This is a genomic window from Pedobacter antarcticus (assembly GCF_900112985.1).
Lineage (GTDB): Bacteria > Bacteroidota > Bacteroidia > Sphingobacteriales > Sphingobacteriaceae > Pedobacter > Pedobacter antarcticus.
Genome location: NZ_FONS01000002.1, coordinates 248,111 through 269,657, shown reverse-complemented (window position 1 = coordinate 269,657; position 21,547 = coordinate 248,111). Strand labels below are relative to the sequence as shown.

Here is a 21,547-nt window from a genome sequence, read left to right as displayed (position 1 = left end):
ATTAGGTAACGGCAAATAATTTACTCAGGCCCATTGAAAGCGGCAAAAGAAGGACTATGCATAATGCTACCTGCCAGTTACCGAAAGCAGCCGACCAGGTGGCGTCGAGCAGAATCAAAGCTATTACACCAGCTTTGACCGCTTTACCGATATTTCTCCCTTCCGGGTTCCTGAAAGCTGCAAGCAAAGGCCTGTAGATCATTAAGCCGAACGGCACAATAAATACGAGTATCAGTAGAAAATAATGCTGTGCAACTGCTACATACAGCAGACAGCTGATAACCACCAAGTATAACAAGGCGGCAAATACCATTGTCTTTTTACTACCGCCATGAACTTCACCGCGGCTGATCATGGTAATTGCGAAGATATAAACCACCGGAATTAATGCTAAAAACCACCAATCTGCCAGACCGGTCGTCAAAATACTCATACCTAATAGTAAATTAAGCCCGCGGCAAATACCCATATTCAGCGGCCCCAGGATAAAATGATGTTTCAGCCATTTATTATAGGTTAGGCAGGCAATTACTATCGCAATAGCAAGCAGAATGGAAACCGGCTGATAAAGTCCCGCAGCAAATATTCCTCCAGCGAAACAGACGGACCCAAAAATTATGGCTGCTCTCAACGGTATTAACCCTGAAGGAATAGGTCGTTCCGGTCTTTCGACCCGGTCAAGTTCTGCATCAAAAACGTCGTTAAATATAATACCGCCGCTATATAAGCCTATAGTAGAAAGACAGATGAGCAAAACTGGCCATAAATCTACCTGTACCAGAAAATATCCGGATATAACCATTCCTGCCAGTACATCAGCTACAGCAGTAATTACATTTGCGGGCCGGGTTAAACGCAGATATCCCAGAAGTTTCTCCATTTTTCCGGAATTAAGAGATAATGATAGAATTTTTATCGATCCTTGGTTGCTGCCCACCTCTTAAGATAGAGTTGCTGGCGAACTTTTGTGCCTGATCAACCGGCTGCAGCTGTTCAAAATCTTTTTCATCTATTTGTCCGCTTTGTGCGAAAGCTGTAATTGCATTGCGGTACGTAACCAGTTCTATATCGGCCAGGCTGATTCCCGACCTTTTCATTAAAGCAGCAGATTTAGGCACTGCAAGCGGATCACTGATACCCCAGTCGGCAGCAGAATTGATCATGATGCGTTCAGAACCATATTGCTTCACAATTTCCACCATACGTTCATTACCCATCTTCGTAAATGGATAGATCGTAAAGGCCGCCCAGAAGCCTCTGTCCAGTACTTCTTTCACCGTTTCTTCATTATTATGATCGATGATTATGCTGTATGGATCCAGTCCCTGCTCCAGCGCAATATCCATACTCCGCGTTGTACCATTTTTCTTGTCCCTGTGCGGCGTATGGATCTGTACCGGCAAACCAGCTTCTTTAGCTAGTTCCAGTTGCAGACGGAAATACTTTTCTTCCGCAGGAGTCTGGTCATCAAAGCCAATTTCACCAATCCCTACTACGCCTTCTTTAAATATAAAATGCGGCAGGATTTCCATGACCTGTTCGGCAAGTTTTTCATTATTCGCCTCCCTGGAATTTAGCCCGATTGTGCAATAATGCTTAATGCCAAACTGTGATGAGCGGAACCTTTCCCAGCCAATTAAGCTGCTGTAATAGTCGGTAAAGCTATCCACTCCGGTCCTGGGCTGACCTAGCCAGAAAGCGGGTTCAATAAGTGCAACTACTCCCGCATCTGCCATGGCCTGGTAGTCATCTGTAGTTCGCGACGTCATATGTACATGGGGATCAAAAAATTTCATCCCGCTGATCTCACTTAAATCAAGGCTGCTTTGCTGTACAGACCCTGCTATTCTTTCTTTTATATTTTCATTACAACACATAGTCAAATTCTATTTGGTTATTAATAAATCAGGGTGTATATACCGGGCTGAACTATACGCCCGGCTGCAACCCGCTCCTCTATATAGTCTTTCAGCGTTGATTGGAGAACAGAATTATTTCTTTCTTTGAGCCCAATGATCGCTTCCACGTTTTTTTCTGTAAAGAACGCCTTCAGAACCATCTGATTCCATGACGCTTCCGGCAGAAAAGCCGCAGGATAAGGATTGCCATACATTATAGCTTCCAGCACAATGCCAATATTGCTGCGTATTCCTTCTTCGCACCGGGCAATCCATTGCGTAGAATGTTCTAGAAAAGGTAAAGCCGTATAAAGGGCAACCAGTTCGTTCATCTCTGCAGCGGTAAACAATCCTGAGATCTTTCGCAGATACAGCTCTGCTCCCACATCCTTAATGCGCATTATTAAGGCTATTCTGCAAAGCGTCGCTACAGACCAGTTACTGGGGTCGCATCCTGGTACTAAGCTGCCGATCGCCTCTATTTCGGGTGCATCGCGATCCAACTGTATTTTTGGGGCATATCTGGAAACCTGCGCAAAAGTCATACTAAGCTGGACAGCCCCTTCTTCCTGCTCAATAAGTGCCGATTTCGTACTGATCCACTCAAAGGATTGAGCAGATAAACACCTGTTCAACAACTGATTGATTAAATTTTTAAGTGTGTATTTGTTTTGACCTGTTATTAAATTCATAGCTTTCCGTTAATGAATAAAATAATTCAGCAGCAGTGCAGCACTGATAATCAGCAGACCGAAAAATTCCCTTGCTTTTTCAATATAAGGCTTAGTCGCCTGCATACTCTCCACCAGGCTGGGCTTTCCGTATTTAATGACCCAGTCTTTAACACCATCTTTACTAAAAAACAGGACTACTGCATAGACCAGGTAAAAAGTTACTGCAACCAAATACAGGTTAGGGTAGACATAGTGGAAGGCAGCTAATCCGCAGGCGACAGCAGCAACCATATAGATTGGCACCCAGAGCCAGGAATCATTATCATTAAGATTTACGTAAGCAAACAGGAGAAAGGCAATACAAAAGACGATGTTCAATATACTTAACAGCAGGTCCATAAATATTCATTTGGTTAAGGCTCGTAAGAAACAGATAATTCCTTGTATCTAAATTAACTGTGTGTAACAAATAATATACACGGTGGAATAATCTGCTTAAAAAACAAAATCCGATTGCAGAAAATCCAGTGCCTGGCACCACCGTTTTTCCACAATCAGATTAAGCATTTTAGGATTTATCTTTAGAGTTGTTTAATCTTAATACTTCTGTAGGATACTTTATTTCCATGATCCTGGATAAGGATATGTCCCTGTGGAGCCATTCCAAAATCTTTCCAGTCTTTGTATTTGCTAGCAGCAACTAGTGCTTTGAATTCTGCTGAACCTCTTGTATAAGTTACCACTTTAAACCCGTTAAGCCAATGTTCAACCCTGTTATCGGGATAAACGCGGATCAATCCCTGGTTCCACTCTCCGATCTTGTGGATCGCATTTCTATCTTTTTTACCGGTAATCAGGTCATACAACGAAGCCAGTGTACGGTTTCCGTCACGTCCTAATTTTGCATCAGGGTGCTTCTCGTCATCCAGAACCTGGTACTCCAAACCAATAGCTGAACCCTGACTTTGTTCTTTCAAGGTTACAAAATACTTAATACCACTATTGGCCCCTTCGGTTAGTTTAAAATCAAATTTAAGCTCAAATGCTTTATACTGCTTTTCTGTAACAATATCGCCGCCATTAGTAGATTCCGCTCCATTTGATTCCTGTACAGTTAATTCTCCGTTGGAGATTGTCCACCCTGTTTCAGGAAATTTCGTTTTATTAGCTCCTATCCATCCTTTAGCTGTTTTTCCGTCCCACAGCAATCCATAACCCTGCGCTTTTTCTTGTGCAGAAACTGAATTCGGAACCAGGTTAACTACATAAATATCATCAATCTTTGAGGGTACAAGATTTGCAGTCTGAATACGAATATTACGCCAGCGAATCTCAGTTCCTGGTTTCTGGTCACCATAAATCCCATGCACCTGCAAAGCGATAAAGCCTTTTAATGTCATTGCATCTACGACATTAGCTGCAGGCACACCATTAATCCAGGTACGGATCGAACTACCGATACATTCTATCCTGTATTTATTCCATTCTGACTTTTTAAAAGCCGTCTGAGCTTTAGGGTTAATATTAAGTGGATACAACCACCCTCTTCTGGCTTCATCATAAATACCACCGCTCCAGGCACGGTCAGAAGGATCTACTTCCACCTGATATCCATGTACACGGCCATCCTGATAATCTGCGGTACTTTCACTTCTTATCTGTATACCGGAATTCATGGAGTTGTCTACCAGCAACTCCAGCTCGAGAATAAAATCGCCATACTTTTCTTTAGTTGTCAAAAAAGAATTCGGCTCCTTAGGCACAGTAGTTCCTATAATTTCCCCATTTTTTACTTCATATTTTGCTTTTCCGTTCAGTTGTTCCCAACCTGTCAGGTCTTTACCGTTAAAAAGCGATTTCCATACTGGTTTTTGCTGTGCAGTGACACTGCCGGAATAGCAGAACATGGCAACAACTAAAAATTTCGAGATATTCATATTTACATTTGATTAGGTAATACAATTTATTAATTAATGCGGCTCAGTTCTTCAACTGTGAAGGCTTTATCCCTGCCTTTATATAGATTACGAATGGCCGTAACTTCGCTTTCAGTCACTTTATATGCTTTATTCTGCCAAGAATTCCGGATATAATTCAGCAACTCGGCAATATCCTTATCATGAAACTCTTCAGTGGCCCCAATGCCGGGCATATCGGCCATAATCTCAGGTTTGGTATACAAATGTCCATTTACGGGTACTGGACCCGTCAGGCCAAAAAGTACAATTGGAATTAATTTGTCTTTATTACCATTAACCCATTCCGATTTATTCAGCGGCGGTGCCAGCGATTTTATTCCGTTCCCATCTGGTCCGTGGCAGGTCTGACAAGTAGATTTATAGATCAATACTCCTTTTGGATAACGCGCTTCGATAACCTTCGGATCTTTATTAAGCAACTCGTTTGCCTTATTTAAAGCAACCTTGGCCAACTGTGTATTAATAGCCAGGTTCGTATCCGGATACTTTTTTAATAATTCTGTGTGGAAGGCGGCCTCTTTATCTTTCAGGTTACTTACAATTGCACCAGCTACATATTTATCATTGGCGTATAATTTAATCAGCGCCTGGGTCAGATCTGAAGCGGCTTTAGGGTTTAAAGGCTGAATGAATTGTACTAAAAACCCAATATAAGGTGCAGCACGTTTGTCGCCGATTAAGGCTTTTTCATTTAAAGCAGCGATATAAGCACCGGAATTCTGCTTATTAATAACCGATGGAATTACACTCAATCCCTGCATCCTGATTGCCCAGGAATCAGACTTAACTGCTGCCAGAACTTCTTCGGTTGTCAATTCATGTAAACCCTCCAATGTCCAGAGCGCATGTACAGCCTGCAATTTGTTTGATGAGCCCAGTGCTTTCTGTAAAGCAGGTACGACATCTTTATTTTTACGGTCAATCAGCATTTGCTGTGCTTTATCACGAATCCATCCATTCGGATCTGCCAGTGCTGCGACTAACTGCTGCGGGTCCTGCGGCATGGTTTTCATTACTGGATTGGCACCCTCAGGTACGATTCTGTAGATTCTTCCGCAAACCAGCGGCAAAGTGAGATTACGTTCTTTGATCTCATTTTTCAAATATGGCGTGAGATAGGTCTTATGCTGGATAATACCTCTGTACATATCCAGGACATACAAAGCGCCATCAGGACCATCATTCAGGTTAACCGGCCTAAATCGCTCGTCCACACTGGATAAAAACTCTTTTCCCTGATAAGCTTGTTCTCCGCTTACGATGTAACCATCTTCCTGTTTTAAAATATTACGCTTAATCAGGTTGGCCGAAGGTTCAGCTACAAAGCCGTTCTGTACATAGGCTTCCCCAAATAAATTGCCCCTGTAAATCAGTGGTCCGCAGGCAGCAGTAAAATTCACCAATCTCTGGTTACTGTCCAGAATACCTTCCATATAACCACGGTTTACACCAGGTGTAGCATGAGCCGGATAAACCCTGTTATCTGGTACTACAGCCACATTATAACCCGCAATTTCTTTCTGATTCGGATTTTGCGATCCTAATCCAGGTGTGAAATAATCTCCAAGGATATTGGCAGAATTGTGGTTATAATACAGTCTTCCGGAGTTGTCCTGAGAAACGCCCCACTGTCCCCGGAAATGTGTACTTTCTTTTTTCCATTGATCTCCGACTTTACGATATCGCGTACTCGATTTAGCATTATAAATCCAGTTGTCCATTGCTCTGAGCAGGCCATTCGGCTGATGTTCAACATTACCGTCATCTGCATAAGTACTGTCCACCAAAGTCTTTTTACCTGCTTTATCGCCCTTAATTTCATAATACCATAAATACGGAGGCTCAGCTACGAGCGCTCCGTTTTCTATCAGACAAATGGCCCGCGGCAATTGCAGCGAATCCAGAAATATTTTGCGGTTATCTGCAACCCCATCGTGATCGGTGTCTTCAAGGATTACTATTTTTCCACTTGGAGCATCTTCTCCTGTACCAAGCGTATCCGGCATAAAACCGTTCATTTCCACGACCCACATCCGGCCACGGTCATCAAAAGTCATGGCTACGGGCGCACTGACCAATGGCTCTGAAGCTGCTAGTTTCACCTCAAAACCCTTTTCAACCTCCATTTTCTTCAGGGAAGCTTCTGCGGACATTTCATCATTTTTACACTGATAAAACAGGCTGCTGATGCAAAGTACTGAACAAAGCAGCAGGCCTTTTCTCCATTTCGATTTTCGGTTAGGTTGTTGTAAATAGCTCATTGTATTAAAATATATATTTGGTATGGAATCCAGAATTCAAATTAGCGACAATTTCTAATAAATTGGTATTTACCGCTTAATAGCCTGGATTTTGTTTCAAGGTAATTTTACCATCTTTAAAACTGTTCTCAACAGCTTGCTGGGGGATGGGGATAACAGCATCAGGCGCACGTGTATAGTTTGCTCCGGAAACAAATCCTCTCAAAGTAGACTCGTACTGAAGATAACCATTCAATTCATCCAGATCTGTTGTCTGATCTTCTGCGCCAAATCTTATTGCATCATAAGCTCTGTGTCCTTCCAGACCTAACTCCAGCGTACGCTCAAAGAAAACAGCTTTTAAAGCATTGGTTTTACTATCGAACGGAAAAGTTCCTGCGCTATACAAGCCAATTTTATAATTAGCCGCCGGTACACCATTCCTCAGGACCCAGTTCTCAGGATCAGCTGTGTTATTTACCATACGATTACGAACCATATTTACATATTCCATCGCCTTAGCCTCACTTCCGATCCGCGCCTCTACTTCTGCTGCCAATAATAAGACATCTGCATAACGAATAATATCAATATTCAGGTTATTGTATGGCGTTCCCGGTGCGGTATCAACGCCTTCCCGAGATTTCAATGTAAAGAATTTCTTACTGATATATGGCCCACCATAAGCCTGATCGCGAATCCAGGCCTTTCCTGGCATTAAACCATAATCAAGATAAGGAATACCACGGCGTCCAACTGTCCAGTCCAGCCTTGGGTCGATCAAACCTGCGTCAGGTGTAAATGGTGCAGTAGATTCAATTCCATCATCATTTTTCACGAAGGCGGCATTACGCGCAGTGTGATTAAAGATAGGCAGTCCATTCGCATCTACTCTGAATTTATTTACAAACCATTGGGAGGGGTTGAAATAAGCATATCCGCGTCCTAAAGTCGGGCCATCACTAGCCTGCAAACCTGTAAAAAGTGTCTCCAAATTTGCGTTTGCCCAATTATTTGTACTTCCGTCATTGACAGAATGCTGAACCTGGAAGACAGATTCAGGCCCGTTCTCTTTCTGTGTATTGAAATTATCATGATAATTTGGATTCAGCGCATATTTTTGCCCCTTCACATTTACACCATTAGCAATCAAGTCGTCGAATTCTACCTTCGCCAGCGTATAATTCGCATCATCCCCTTCATTACCCATATAGACCAGAGTTTTGGCATAATATGCCTTTGCCGCCCATTTATTCGGTCTGCCGAAATCAGCTTGTGTCTGCGGAAGATTATCCACTGCATATTTGAAATCCGCAGCAATTTTTGGCCAGATATCAATGAAGTTACCACCATCATCAGTGTTGGATACTTTTGGATCATTCAGACTTTCTACGTCCAGCCATGGCGTATTCTTGAATACCCTTTTCATCATAAAATGATAATGAGCTCTTAAAAATTTAGCTTCCGCTTCGATGTTTTTAGCATCCTGCGGATCCAGACCTTCTACCTGGGGAAGGTACTTTAACACCAAATTTGTGCGGGCGATTGCATCTGCAAAATGATTGAAAAACAAAAGTACCGAGCTGTTACTTGTATTCACTTCGAAACGTTGTATTTGAGACATTTGAGGCTGCACACCATTCCCGGAACCCCTGTTGGCTTCGCCCCCGCGAATACTGCCAAACAGGGCCTGAGCCGGCGTCCTCTCTAAGCCTTCGGTACCATTCAGCGAGGAGTAAGCACCAACTAATGCTTTTCGGATCCCATCAGGTGTTTTAAGGACACTTTCGGGGAAGGAACCAACCGGCCCCTGCTCTATGAAGTCCTTACTGCAGGAAAAGAACATACTGCAGCAGATCATTATAAATATTATCGATTGAGACTTTTTCATAAAATTATTTTTTGTTTTTCAAAAATTAGAATCCTACACTTATACCAAATAAAACCTGTTTCGGCGTCGGTAAAGTATTGGCAATTACACCCATAGAAGTATCAACATCACCATTTAATCCTGCATCCGGATCCAGTACTGTCGCTTTAGAAACAGTAAATAAGTTCTGCGCCTGAACGTAGACTCTCACTTTTTCCATCTTCAGTCTGCTTACCAGCCGGGTTGGAAGTGTATAACCTACCTGCACAGTTTTTAAACGTAGATAAGAGGCGTCTTCCAGGTAGTAATCTGTCACATTTGAATTCGAATAAGTATCCAGAACATTCAGCTTAGGCAGTTTAGCATTATTACCCAATTCCGGTGTCCATGATTCCTTAAGCATTCTTTCACTTCTGTTAAACTGAAAAGTATTGAAGTCGGTATTGAAACGGCTCAGGTTAAAGATTTGACCACCTTTACTGTAAAATAAAAAGGCTGTAAAATCAAAGTTTTTATATCCCGCCGACAGATTCAGACTGCTTTGGAAATCTGGATGAGGGCTACCGAGAATGGTTCGGTCCAGTGCATTAATAATTCCATCTCCATTCACATCTTTGATCTTCCAGTTTCCTACTTCTGCAGGGATCCATGGTGTAGTGGTACCGTTCGGATTGTATTTTGCATTAAAAACATCTACATCTGCCTGGGAATTATAAAATCCGTCCAGCTTATAGCCATAGAAAGATCCTATCGGCTGTCCAACCATAGTAATACTCGGACTTCCGTTCAAACGCGTCGATTCACCGATTATAGTTGCTAAAGGATTATCCATAACTCGGGTAACCTCGTTTTTGTATTTAGAGAAAGTTAAAGCTACATCATAGGTGAAACCAGACTTAAATTCACCGTTCTTAGAAATTCCCAGGTCGATTCCCCTGTTTCGCATGTCTCCTGCATTAAGAAAAGGCTGTACCGCCATCGTACCGGTAACTGGAGCCTGATTTCGAACCAGCAGATCTTTCGTATTCTTCTGATAAACCTCTACTGTAAAGTTCACCGTTCCGTTAAACATAGATGCATCCAAACCAATATTTGTAGTGGTATTCTGCTCCCATTTGGCATTGGGATTACCTACACTGCCCAAAGTATAACTGTCATTTGCGACAGACTGTGCGCCTGTAAGCGGATAGCCCTGTCCTAAGCTGGATACATAAACATTGTATTGATTTTCATTTGGCAGACCGCTTTGATTGCCGATAATACCATAACTACCACGTAGCTTCAGGTCCGTCAGGAATTTAACGTCTTTCATAAACTCCTCAGAACTAATTCTCCAACCCGCTGCGACTGCAGGAAAATATCCTACGCGATTGTTTTTTGAGAACTTGGATGATTCATCACGACGTACTGTCGCATTCAACAGATATTTTCCGGCATACGAATAATCTACTCTGGAAAACATGGAATATAAAGTACTTCTTCTGAATCCTCCTGAATTGGTCTGCGCACCAACCCCTGCATTAATAATCTGGAAATTCGGATCATCTTCCAGATTCAGGGCTAAGCCTAACCGTTGAGCAAACAGATCTTCAGCATACGATTTAATCGCTTCTGTACCTACCAGGACTTTTAAATCATGCTTTTCTTTAAATGTTGTTGCATAGGTCAGGGTATTTGACCAGGTCCAGGTATTACTGAAATTCTTTCTGTTTGAAATGGAATTTGTCGCCGTGTTCTCCGCGTGTTCATAGGTAACCGGATTTACATCTTTCGCATTTCTGGCAGAATAATCTATACCAAATGATGTCCTTGCGGTTAACCCTTTAATGATATCTACTTCTGTATAAACATTACCGAAAATACCGTAGTTTTCTGTGTTATCGAAACGGTTCCGGTAAGATTCTGTGATTGGATTCCGTCCCGGATCATTAGTAGAAACCAGCTGTGGCGCTGCACTACTTGCCGGGTTGCCCATAATATCATAAACAGGAATCAATGGTTGCATTACCCAGGCAGCGCGCGGGCCTGCCCCATCGGGGCTGCTATTTCCACTCATTTTACTATATGAAATCTGGATGTTTTCACCAAACCTGATGTTTTCCTTAATTTTGAAATTGGAATTTGCCCTTAAGGTATAACGGTCGAAAGTATTGGTTTTAGCCGCAGTATTTTCACGTGTCATATAATTTAAACTCAGCGCATAATTCCCATTATCCGATCCACCTGTCGCACCTACTTGTATATTGCTGATCGGCGCAGGATTATAAACTTCATCAAACCAATCTGTATCTGCAGATCTGACAATCTGGTGTGTCCTCAGATTATAATTAGCTGGGTTCGTCAGAGATGCAAATAAGGCTGGGTCACTGGTTCTCATTTTCTCCAGTGCTGCACCTCCGATACGTGATCCGTTGTTGTTAACTAAGATAAACTCAGGAATTACTGGCCTGGCACCTGACCCGTACTGGTCATGCTTCCAGCTCGCACCGCCCGGCTGATAAGCAGGGTTACCGGTTGAGGCATAGGCCCCCTCCATTTGTTTCCAGTATAAATCTCCCATCTGCTGGGCATTCAGTAACTTCGGGAAGCTGCCCGAACTCACATAGTTTATACCTGTATAAGCATCTACCGATACTTTCGCAGCACCGGATTTTCCTTTTTTCGTTGTAATAATAACAACTCCATTGGCGGCCCGGGCTCCGTAAATAGAAGCAGATGCTGCATCTTTTAGTACCTGTACGGATGCAATATCATTAGGATTCAGATTGTCGATTGCAGAAGTTGTACTCCCTGCCCTTGAACCTGCAGTTGCTGTATTGGGTGAAACAGGAACTCCATCAATTACGTAGAGTGGTTCGGAACCTGTAAAGGACCCAAATCCACGAATACGTACTTTAGCACCTCCATCCAGGCTACCGTCACCACTTACCGTTACACCTGGTGAGCGTCCTTGCAGCTGACTGGTTACGTTTCCGGTGGGTGTAGACTGCAGATCGGCAGCATTAACTATGCTCACAGAGCCCAGAATATCTTTCTTTTGTTCTGTCGTATAACCTGTTACCACAACCTCGTTCAGATTGCCGACATCTTCCAGTATTTTAACATCCAGAGCTGTTTTTGTACCGACAGTGACTTCCTGAGCAATATAACCTATATAAGAGAAGACCAATATGCTGTTTGGTTGGGCAGCGATACTAAACTTACCGTTCATATCTGTTATAGTTCCGGTTTTAGACCCCTTGATAACCACGCTTACGCCCGGAACTGGTTGGCCACTGCCATCTCTGACGACTCCGGTAACCGGAGTCTGAATATAGAAGCCGCCTGGGTTTGCCGCCCTTACCTGCCCTGTAAATGCTGCTGATATACCTATAATAAATAGGGCAGACATTAAAGGGGATATCGCAACCTTAGTTACTTTAAACCGTTTTAAAGGCTTTTTTAAATTTAGATTCATACATTAAGTTTATTCGGTTTGAGATTAAGAGCGGGTGAGGTGTGGTTTGGAGATCCGGAAAGCACGGAAGAAGAGATTTTGATCGCAGAAGGCGTCGAAATTCCGTCATAGCAAGCATATTAGCTTCAAGGTATAATACCCCTGAAATTCCTTCCTTTTGCATATTTATATCAGCTTATATTTGGTTATTGCAATTGTCTGCAAACGATTGCATATACATAATTATATAAAAATTTCAGAATAACAAAATTATTGAGCACTTATTTATGTGTCCTGTAATCAGCTAATTATTAACGTAACTGATATTAGATTAACATAAAAAACATTAGTTCAGCCAAATCAATCTACAGCGTACATTATGAAGCATGATCAATTTGTGTAACTTTATTTTTATATTTGAATAATGATCGTTTTGAGAACGATTGCATAAATATGAAAAAGCAACAGCAAGTCACCATTAAAGACATAGCCCTGGAAGTAGGGATGTCTGTATCCTCTGTATCCCGAGCCTTAAGTGATCATCCCCATATTAGTGAAGAAACCAAACTTAAAGTAAAAAATGCAGCTGAAAAGCTGGGTTACAGGTATAATGCACTTGCTGCAGCGCTCAGAAGCAGCCGGTCTAAAACCATCGGCCTTATCGTTCCCCGCATCTCCATGTCTTTCCAGGCTGCAGTGATTACCGCCATTCAGAATAAGCTGCACACAGATGGTTATAATTTGATGATATTTCAATCAAATGAATCGCCTGAGCTGGAGAAAACCTTAGTTAAATTATTGATGGCCACACAGGTAGAAGGTTTGATTGTCTCTACCACGCTCTATACTAAAGATTATTCTGTCTTCGATAAAAGTGCTGTAGGTGGTGTGCCGGTTGTATTTTATGACCGGGTGCCTATTGACAAAGCCTGCCATAAAATTGTCGGCGATGAATTTAGTGGTGGTTATCAGGTAACGAAGCATTTAGTGGAACAGGGATGCAAACGGATCGCGCATATCAGCGGGCCACTTAGCTGTAGTATCTACCTGCAACGTCTGAATGGTTATAAAGAGGCTCTTAATGAATTTCAGATTCCTTATGATGAAAACCTGGTCTTTTTCCACGAATTAAACAAAGAAAACACCCTGCAGAGCTGCGAAACCTTATTTAAAAACGAACAGGTTCCTGACGCAATTTTTGCCTGTAATGATACTGCAGCACTGGCCGTACTGGAATTTGCCAGAGTAAATGGGATTTCTGTTCCGAAAGACCTTAAAGTGTCCGGTTACGCGAATGATAGCCGTACTGAAATTTCCAGACCCGAGATTACATCGGTGGAACAGTTTCCGCATCTGATGGGCGAAGGCGTCGCTAAATTGATTATGGATCTTATTCATAATCAAGACAATCAACGCAGTTTTCTTTCGCTCACTACACCGGTTGAACTGATTAAAAGAACATCAACGTTTTCGGAGCTATCTTCATAAAGAAACGAAATTTTGTTCCCGATTCTTTTTGATATGCTAATTATTTTACATAATTATGCGTATGCAATCGTTTGCAGTATCTTATGAATACCTGGAATCTGCAAAAGACCCGCATCCATATTGACCAAATATAAAGCTATGAACAAAAGAATCACTAAGGCCGGGATAATTGGGTCCGGTTTTGCCGCACGATTCCACTATGACGCACTTAAACGGGTGTTTAGTACCCAGGTTGAAGTCGCCGGTGCCTATTCTACCGGCACTGAAGAGTTACAACAATTCGCAGAAAAACGGGAAATCAAAGCCTATACAAATCTCGAAGAGCTCATTGATGATTGCGATGTCCTGCACGTCTGTACTCCCCCGGTATCACATGAGCCACTCGTTATAGCTATTCTGGCAAAAAACAAGCATGTTATCGTAGAAAAACCTTTTACCGGTTATTTTGGTGACGGCACTGCAAATTTTAACGGCGATCTGTTTCCAAGGGAAACCGGTCTCTCCCATACTTTAGAAAGCCTGAAGAGAATGCTCGATGCGGAAAAAGCAAGCAGCGGCAAAATCATGTATGCTGAGAACTGGGTTTATGCCCCCGCCATTCAAAAAGAAAGAGAACTACTCGAAAAAACAGGTGCGCAAATCCTTTGGATGCTGGGTGAGCAGTCTCATTCGGGGTCTCATTCATTAGCCTACGGACAATGGAAATACTCTGGCGGAGGCTCTATGGTCGGTAAAGGGTGTCATCCGATCACTGCTGCTATTTATCTGAAACACGTGGAAGGCAGGGTCCGCAATGGAAACCCAATCCGACCGAAAACAGTTTCTTCACGTACACATGCAATAACACGTATGCCGGGTTATCAGGACCAGGGTCATTTGCAAACTACTTATAAGGATATAGAAGACCTGGCAATGGTACATATTGTTTTTGAAGACGGGACTGTTGCTAATCTGTTTGCCAGCGAACTTGTACTGGGTGGTGTCAAAAACCGGCTGGAAGTAAACACCAATAATCACAGGACGATTTGCAATATTGCCCCAAATGATGCCATGCAGGCATATACACCGAATGGTACTAATTTTAAGGATGTTTATGTTGTAGAAAAAACTGAAACCAAAGAAGGCTGGTCCTCAATCTCTCCAGACGAAGGATGGTTTAATGGTTATCAGCATGAGATGGATGCTTTCTACCGGTCTGCAGTATATGGAACGCCTATAGAAAGTAACAGCAGTCTCGCCGCCGATGTAATGGCTACCATTTATGCAGGTTACGTATCTGCAGAACGTAAAGGTGCAGAAGTCACAATTACAGCTTTGTAATCATCTTTTATCCTTAAATACAGCAACATATCATGGAAAAAGTTAAAACTGGAAATTATCGTTGGGTAGTCTGCGCCTTACTGTTCTTTGCCACAACTATTAATTATATTGACAGACAGGTAATTGGTTTACTCAAGCCAACCCTGGAGAAAGAATTTCACTGGACCGAAGCCGACTATGGTTATATCGTCATGGTCTTTGCCGGTATGTATGCGCTGGGTTATGTGCTCTTCGGCAGTTTTATCGACAAAGTGGGTTCAAAAATCGGCTACGGAGTTTCTGTACTCGTATGGAGCATTGCCGCTATTCTGCATGCTTTTGTAAAAGGCACCGTAGGTTTTGGTTTTGTAAGAGGTCTTTTAGGACTGGCAGAATCAGGTAATTTCCCTGCAGGTGTAAAGGCCGTCGCCGAGTGGTTCCCTAAAAGAGAGCGGGCATTGGCCACGGGTATTTTCAATTCCGGAACCAGTATAGGAGCGGTAATAGCCCCGATAATAGTGCCCTGGCTTCTGGGTTTATACGGCTGGCAGGAAGCTTTTGTGATCACCGGGGCAATCGGGTTTATCTGGTTAATATTCTGGTGGATATTCTACGAAATCCCGACAAAACAAAAACGCCTTAAACAACCCGAACTGGATTATATCCTGAGTGACAATGAAGCAATAGAGGAAAACCCGGTCAAGCTAAAATGGGGTCAATTACTCCGCCTGAAACAAACATGGGTTTTTATAGTAGGAAAAGTGCTCACAGACCCAATCTGGTGGTTCTTCTTGTTCTGGCTTCCTTCTTATTTTGCAGATACCTTCGCCCTGGATCTAACCAAACCGAGTTTGCAGCTTGCCGTTGTTTACGCTGCAACAACCCTGGGTAGTATTGGAGGGGGATATTTGTCTTCTTACTTCATTAAAATCGGCTGGCCGGTACTAAAAGCCCGTAAAACAACGCTTCTAATCGTCGCTATTGTTGTTACGCCGATATTTCTGGTCCGTATGATGGACGATATCTGGGTCGTGGTAGGAATTATTAGTCTGGTTACCGCAGCCCATCAGGCCTGGAGCGCAAATATCTTCACCATTGTATCGGATATGTTCCCGAAAAATGCAGTGAGCACGGTAGTTGGAATCGGAGGTATGTCCGGTTCTATTGCATCTACACTTTTTCCAATCTTTGTAGGAACGCTTTTAGCTTATTATAAAGGTTTGGGCAATATCACAGCGGGCTATAACATTCTATTTATTATTAGCGGCTGCGCCTACTTTTTAGCCTGGGCCATTATTCAGCTACTCACCAGAAATATGAAACCAATTGAAAATTTAAACCCTTAATCAACGAAATATGGACTTCGGATCGTTAAAAGATAAAGTAATAGTGGTCACTGGCGGAACCGGAATTCTTGGTGAATCCTTCGTGAATTGTATTCACGCCATGGGCGGAACAGTTGTAATCATTGGAAGAAACAGCGAAATTGCGAATCAAAGAGCTGAAAAAATTAACGCTGAGGGCGGGAATGCAATGGCCGTTGTGGCCGATGTGATGGACATGGAAAGCCTGGAATCAGCAAAAAAAGTTATCCTGGAAAAATACGGTCATATAGACGGGCTGGTCAATGCAGCAGGAGGCAATATGGCCGGAGCAGTTATAGAGCCCGAAGACAACTTGTTTAGCCTGGATCTGGAGGCTTTCAGTAAAGTACTGAATCTTAATTTATTAGGTACAGTACAAGCAACCCAGGTATTCGGAGAAGAAATTGCTAAAGCGAAAAGTGGAAGTATTGTAAATATCTCATCCATGACCTCGCAAAGGGCTATCACGAAAGTAATGGGCTACAGTATTGCGAAAGCAGCGCTGGATTCCTATACCAAATGGTTTGCCGTAGAACTCTCTAACAGATATGGTGATAAGCTGCGTATGAATGCTATAGCACCTGGCTTTTTTATCACAGAACAGAACAGAAGATTGCTGACGCTCCCTGACCAAAGCTATACAGAAAGAGGTAAATTAGTGATTAAACAAACGCCGTTTAAAAGATTTGGTCAACCTGACGAATTAGAAGGTGCATTGATCTGGCTCTTAAGTGATGCCTCTAAGTTTGTAACGGGGACGGTAATTAATGTTGATGGTGGTTTTGCTGCATTTGGCGGCGTATAAAATAGATTAATATGAGTTTGGAACAAACCTGGAGGTGGTATGGACCACAAGACCCGGTATCATTGAGTGATGTTAGACAGGCAGGTGCTACAGGAATAGTAACTGCTCTGCATCATCTTAAAAACGGAGAAATCTGGACAAAGGAAGAAATTCTGCAAAGACAGGAACTGATTAAGACTGCTGGTTTAAACTGGTCGGTCGTTGAAAGTGTCCCGGTACATGAGGACATTAAAACAAGAACCGGAAATTTCCGCCAGTATATCGAAAACTATAAAACATCTTTGCTGAACCTGGGGGCATGTGGTATTAATATCGTTTGTTATAATTTCATGCCCGTACTGGACTGGACCCGTACAGACCTGGATTATCTGATGCCAGATGGATCTACAGCTTTACGTTTCGAGGCGGCTGCATTTGCTGCATTTGAATTGTTCCTGCTGAAAAGACCCGGCGCGGCAATCAGCTATACAGCGCAGCAGAAAAAAAGTGCAGAAGACTGGATTAAAAGTAAATCGGATGCCGAACAGCAGTTACTGGTCAAAAACATAATTGCAGGTCTGCCAGGATCCGAAGAAGGTTATACTTTAACCGAATTCCTGACCGTTTTGCAGGGTTATGATAAAATTAGCCCGGAAATACTGCGTGATAATCTCATTTCATTCCTGAAGGAAGTTGTTCCAGCAGCCGAACAGGCAGGTGTACTGCTCTGCATTCACCCGGATGACCCACCTTATCCTATCCTGGGTCTACCGCGCGTAGTAAGCACGGAAGCAGACATTCAGGCAATTTACGAGGCTGTTCCTTCGCCCAACAATGGTCTGACTTTCTGCACCGGTTCTTTCGGTGTAAGGGAAGACAACGATTTGCCGGGTATGGTGAAACGCCTGGGTGAAAGAATACATTTTATTCACCTCAGAAGCACCAGCAGAGATGAGCAAGGCAATTTTCATGAAGCTAATCACCTGGATGGCGATGTTGATATGTATGCAGTAATGAAAGCTTTACTCGAACAGCAGCAGGACCGGATCGCAGCAGGCCGGACTGATACCCGCATGCCATTCAGACCAGACCATGGACATAAAATGCTGGATGACCTGCATAAGAAAACAAACCCGGGATATTCTGCTATCGGACGCTTAAGAGGTCTGGCAGAATTACGAGGCCTGGAACTGGCTATTAGCCGTCAGCTCAAGTCATAAGACAACGGATTTCATTAAAGCTCAAGAAAAATCAAATGAAAGAATTTTTAGATGATAACTTTTTATTAAAGACCAAAACTGCGCAAAGGTTATATCATGAATATGCCAGCCACATGCCTATTATAGATTACCACTGTCATCTGCCGCAGCAAGATATCGCGAAAGACACACGTTATGGCAATCTAACCCAGATCTGGTTATATGGCGACCATTATAAATGGCGTGCCCTGCGTGCAAACGGCGTAGACGAAGCTTATGTCACGGGTAATAAAACAGATTACGAAAAATTCGAAAAATGGGCAGAGACCGTGCCCTATACACTGAGAAACCCTTTATATCACTGGACTCATCTCGAGTTAAAAAGATACTTCGACTGTAAGGAAATCTTGTCTCCGGACACAGCGAAACATATTTATGAAAGCTGCACTGAAAAGCTGCAGTCCCCTGAATTTTCAGCAAAGAGCTTGCTGCTGAAAATGAATGTGGAACAGGTTTGCACAACGGATGATCCGCTGGATGATCTGGCATACCATCAGCAACTAAAAAAAGAAGGGTTTAAAATTGGCGTAGCTCCTGCATTCAGACCAGATAAATCAATGAATGCAGACGACCTCACGGCGCTGAATGCCTATATAGATAAACTGGAAGCAGTCAGTAATATTTCCATAACGGACTACGATACCTATCTGAAAGCACTTAAATCGCGTCATGATTATTTTGCAGCTAATGACTGTACGGTTTCGGATCATGGTCTGGAGCAGATTTATGCTGAAGATTATACAGACAGCGAGATCAGCAATATTTTTATTAAGATTCGCAGCCAGCAAAGTTTATCGTCTTCAGAAAAACTCAAGTTCAAGTCTGCTATGCTCTTCCAGTTTGCCCTTTGGGACCACGAAAAGGGTTGGGTGCAGCAATATCATTTAGGTGCCCTACGCAATAACAATCTCCGTGCATTGCGTCAGCTCGGTCCAGATACAGGCTGGGATTCAATCGGTGATTTCAGTCAGGCAAGTGCATTATCCAGGTTCCTGGGTAAACTGGATCTGGATAACCGTCTTGCCAAAACGATTATCTATAATTTAAATCCCTCGGATAATGCGATGATCGCTGCAATGATTGGAAACTTTAATGATGGCTCTGTAGCAGGCAAGGTCCAATTTGGTTCTGCCTGGTGGTTTAATGATCAGAAAGACGGTATGATTGACCAGCTCAATGTCTTATCGAACATGGGTTTGCTGAGTAAACTGGTTGGTATGCTAACCGATTCCCGCAGTTTCCTTTCCTTTCCGCGTCATGAGTATTTCAGAAGAATTTTATGCAATCTCTTTGGCGACGATGTGGAAAACGGTGAATTGCCGAACGACATCGCCTGGATCGGTAAAATTGTACAGGATATTTGCTATTACAATGCTAAAAATTATTTTAACTTCCGGGCAGGCAATCCGTCGTCTTAAATATGGTTAATATCTTAAATATGATTGAATTTGATCCTGCTGGAAAAGGGGTCCTATGTTTCGGAGAGCTCCTACTCAGAATGAGTCCGGATGCCGGTGGAACATGGCTGAATACTCATCAGCTACCCTGCTTTTTAGGAGGTGCAGAGCTAAATGTAGCGACCGCTCTGTCTCTATGGGAAATTCCTGTGACCTATTTTACTGCTTTACCCGATAATATCCTGGCCGAACAATTGAAGAATTCAATTGCAGGCAAGGGAATTGGAACCGATAAAATTCTGGCTCAGGGTGAGCGTGTAGGTATTTACTATCTTCCACAAGGAACGGATGTTAAAAATGCAGGTGTCATCTACGACCGTGCAAATTCATCGTTTGCAACGCTTCAGCCCGGCACTATAGACTGGTCTGCGGTCTTTAAAGGAGTTTCCTGGTTTCATTTCAGTGCTATTTGTCCTGCAGTGAGCGCATCTGCTGCCGAAGTTTGTCTGGAAGCTTTAAAATATGCTTCTGCAAATGGAATCTTCATTTCACTTGACCTTAATTACAGGGCCAAACTCTGGCAATATGGCAAACAGCCGGCAGATATTATGCCTGGACTTGCTGCATACTGCGATCTGATTATGGGTAATATCTGGGCAGCAGAACGGATGTTAGATATTCCGATTCCTCTGGATTTTCAGGATAAGACGAAGGCGGAATATCTTAGCCAAGCAGAACTAAGTTCAAGGGAAATCCGCAGGCAATTTCCGAAATGCAAAGTAATCGCCAATACCTTCCGCTTTGATGCGGGAGAGAAAGGTGTGAAATATTTTACCAGTCTGCATACCGCAAATGGTTCCTATCATTCGGCCACTTACCAGACTGAAGAAATTGTAGATAAGGTAGGCAGCGGTGACTGCTTTATGGCAGGCCTGATCTACAGCATCAATCAACAAAAACCAGCGCAGGAAAGCCTTGACTTCGCAACCGCAGCTGCCTTTAACAAATTGTTTATAGCCAGCGATGCAACAAGCACTAGGGCTGCCGACATTTACGATTCAATTCTTCCTCATGAAAAAAAATAAAGAAGCTATTTTAGCTACGCTTAAACAACAGGGCTTATTGCCGCTATATTATCTGGAGAGTCAGGAAGAGTCAGCTGCAATACTTCAGGCAATGTACAATGCAGGGGTAAGAATAGTAGAATATACAAACCGCGGACATGCGGCATTGAAAAACTTCAGCTACCTGTCCGGCCTTGCAAAGCGTGAAATGCCAGATTTGCATCTGGGTATCGGCACCATCAAAACTCCGCAGGATGCCGAAGCGTTTATTAACGCAGGCGCAGATTTTATCGTTTCACCAATAGTAAGCGCCGAGGTTGCATCTGTAGTGAATGCTGCTGGCCTGCTATGGGTTCCCGGCTGTATGACACCTACTGAAATCCATTTAGCACAGCAAAATGAGGCTATGCTCATTAAATTATTTCCTGCAAATGTCCTGGGTACGGGTTTTATGTCTGCCATTAAAGAATTATTCCCAGGCCAGCTATTTATTCCTACCGGCGGTGTAGATACCACACAGGAAAACATCACTTCCTGGTTTCAGGCCGGTGTCTGTGCGGTAGGAATGGGAAGTAAACTGATCACAAAAGAAATCACCGCCAATAAAAATTATAGTTTACTGGAACAGCAAACCAAAGTGCTCCTGGAGCTGATTGGCAACTGCAGGTAAAACTTTTAATCTGCCCATATCAAGGTGTTGGTTGTGTCTTGGTCGGGTTTCGTTGTTAGTTGACCCGATTTTACACCGGGGTTGACCCAAGGTTGACCCGAATAAGCTATTGTTTTATCGTGTCA

Annotated in this window: 16 protein-coding genes; 8 read left to right on the top strand and 8 right to left on the bottom strand. The window is 42.9% G+C overall.

What is annotated here, in order from left to right:
- Window position 1: 1 nt before the first annotated feature.
- The 8 genes from eboC to BM192_RS06155 all read right to left on the bottom strand — a co-directional run bounded on the left by eboC (window position 2) and on the right by BM192_RS06155 (window position 12,118).
- Complete coding sequence (gene eboC / locus BM192_RS06190) at window positions 2-880, bottom strand: UbiA-like protein EboC (RefSeq protein WP_037439965.1); 879 nt, start codon at window positions 878-880, stop codon at window positions 2-4.
- 10 nt (window positions 881-890) lie between these two features.
- On the bottom strand, window positions 891-1,877 hold the full coding sequence (locus BM192_RS06185) for a TatD family hydrolase (protein WP_037439967.1): 987 nt from the start codon (window positions 1,875-1,877) through the stop codon (window positions 891-893).
- 20 nt (window positions 1,878-1,897) lie between these two features.
- Window positions 1,898-2,590: an EboA domain-containing protein gene (locus BM192_RS06180; RefSeq protein WP_037439968.1), complete on the bottom strand. Its 693-nt coding sequence runs from the start codon at window positions 2,588-2,590 to the stop codon at window positions 1,898-1,900.
- Window positions 2,591-2,599: 9 nt separating this feature from the next.
- Entirely contained in the window at window positions 2,600-2,971 is a 372-nt protein-coding gene (locus tag BM192_RS06175; protein WP_234797515.1) for a transmembrane 220 family protein, read from the bottom strand.
- Window positions 2,972-3,153: 182 nt separating this feature from the next.
- Complete coding sequence (locus BM192_RS06170) at window positions 3,154-4,509, bottom strand: 3-keto-disaccharide hydrolase (protein ID WP_037439971.1); 1,356 nt, start codon at window positions 4,507-4,509, stop codon at window positions 3,154-3,156.
- A gap of 29 nt (window positions 4,510-4,538) precedes the next feature.
- On the bottom strand, window positions 4,539-6,812 hold the full coding sequence (locus tag BM192_RS06165) for a DUF7133 domain-containing protein (protein ID WP_037439973.1): 2,274 nt from the start codon (window positions 6,810-6,812) through the stop codon (window positions 4,539-4,541).
- Window positions 6,813-6,888: 76 nt separating this feature from the next.
- Window positions 6,889-8,682 carry a RagB/SusD family nutrient uptake outer membrane protein gene (locus BM192_RS06160; protein WP_037439975.1) on the bottom strand — a complete coding sequence of 598 codons (1,794 nt, stop codon included), beginning with the start codon at window positions 8,680-8,682 and terminating at the stop codon, window positions 6,889-6,891.
- Between the two features lie 25 nt (window positions 8,683-8,707).
- The gene (locus BM192_RS06155; protein WP_083332123.1) at window positions 8,708-12,118 is read right to left on the bottom strand and encodes a SusC/RagA family TonB-linked outer membrane protein; all 3,411 of its coding nucleotides are present in this window, start codon (window positions 12,116-12,118) and stop codon (window positions 8,708-8,710) included.
- Between the two features lie 432 nt (window positions 12,119-12,550).
- On the opposite strand from BM192_RS06155, the gene BM192_RS06150 reads away from it, so the two are divergent.
- From BM192_RS06150 to BM192_RS06115, 8 genes are all read left to right on the top strand, one after another.
- Window positions 12,551-13,585 carry a LacI family DNA-binding transcriptional regulator gene (locus BM192_RS06150; RefSeq protein ID WP_037439977.1) on the top strand — a complete coding sequence of 345 codons (1,035 nt, stop codon included), beginning with the start codon at window positions 12,551-12,553 and terminating at the stop codon, window positions 13,583-13,585.
- A gap of 120 nt (window positions 13,586-13,705) precedes the next feature.
- On the top strand, window positions 13,706-14,905 hold the full coding sequence (locus tag BM192_RS06145) for a Gfo/Idh/MocA family protein (protein ID WP_262496564.1): 1,200 nt from the start codon (window positions 13,706-13,708) through the stop codon (window positions 14,903-14,905).
- Between the two features lie 32 nt (window positions 14,906-14,937).
- A complete protein-coding gene (locus BM192_RS06140) occupies window positions 14,938-16,230 on the top strand; it encodes an MFS transporter (protein ID WP_037439982.1) in 1,293 nt (430 codons plus the stop codon).
- 10 nt (window positions 16,231-16,240) lie between these two features.
- A complete protein-coding gene (locus BM192_RS06135) occupies window positions 16,241-17,053 on the top strand; it encodes an SDR family oxidoreductase (RefSeq protein WP_037439984.1) in 813 nt (270 codons plus the stop codon).
- Window positions 17,054-17,064: 11 nt separating this feature from the next.
- A complete protein-coding gene (gene uxuA / locus BM192_RS06130; RefSeq protein WP_037439986.1) occupies window positions 17,065-18,252 on the top strand; it encodes a mannonate dehydratase in 1,188 nt (395 codons plus the stop codon).
- A 35-nt stretch (window positions 18,253-18,287) separates the two neighbouring features.
- Window positions 18,288-19,709 (top strand): glucuronate isomerase, encoded by a 1,422-nt coding sequence (gene uxaC / locus BM192_RS06125; RefSeq protein ID WP_037439988.1) that lies wholly within the window; start codon window positions 18,288-18,290, stop codon window positions 19,707-19,709.
- A 2-nt stretch (window positions 19,710-19,711) separates the two neighbouring features.
- Window positions 19,712-20,773 (top strand): sugar kinase, encoded by a 1,062-nt coding sequence (locus BM192_RS06120; RefSeq protein WP_234797514.1) that lies wholly within the window; start codon window positions 19,712-19,714, stop codon window positions 20,771-20,773.
- Complete coding sequence (locus BM192_RS06115) at window positions 20,760-21,422, top strand: beta/alpha barrel domain-containing protein (protein WP_037439990.1); 663 nt, start codon at window positions 20,760-20,762, stop codon at window positions 21,420-21,422. The genes BM192_RS06120 and BM192_RS06115 overlap by 14 nt, the downstream gene beginning before the upstream one ends.
- Window positions 21,423-21,547 lie beyond the last annotated feature (125 nt).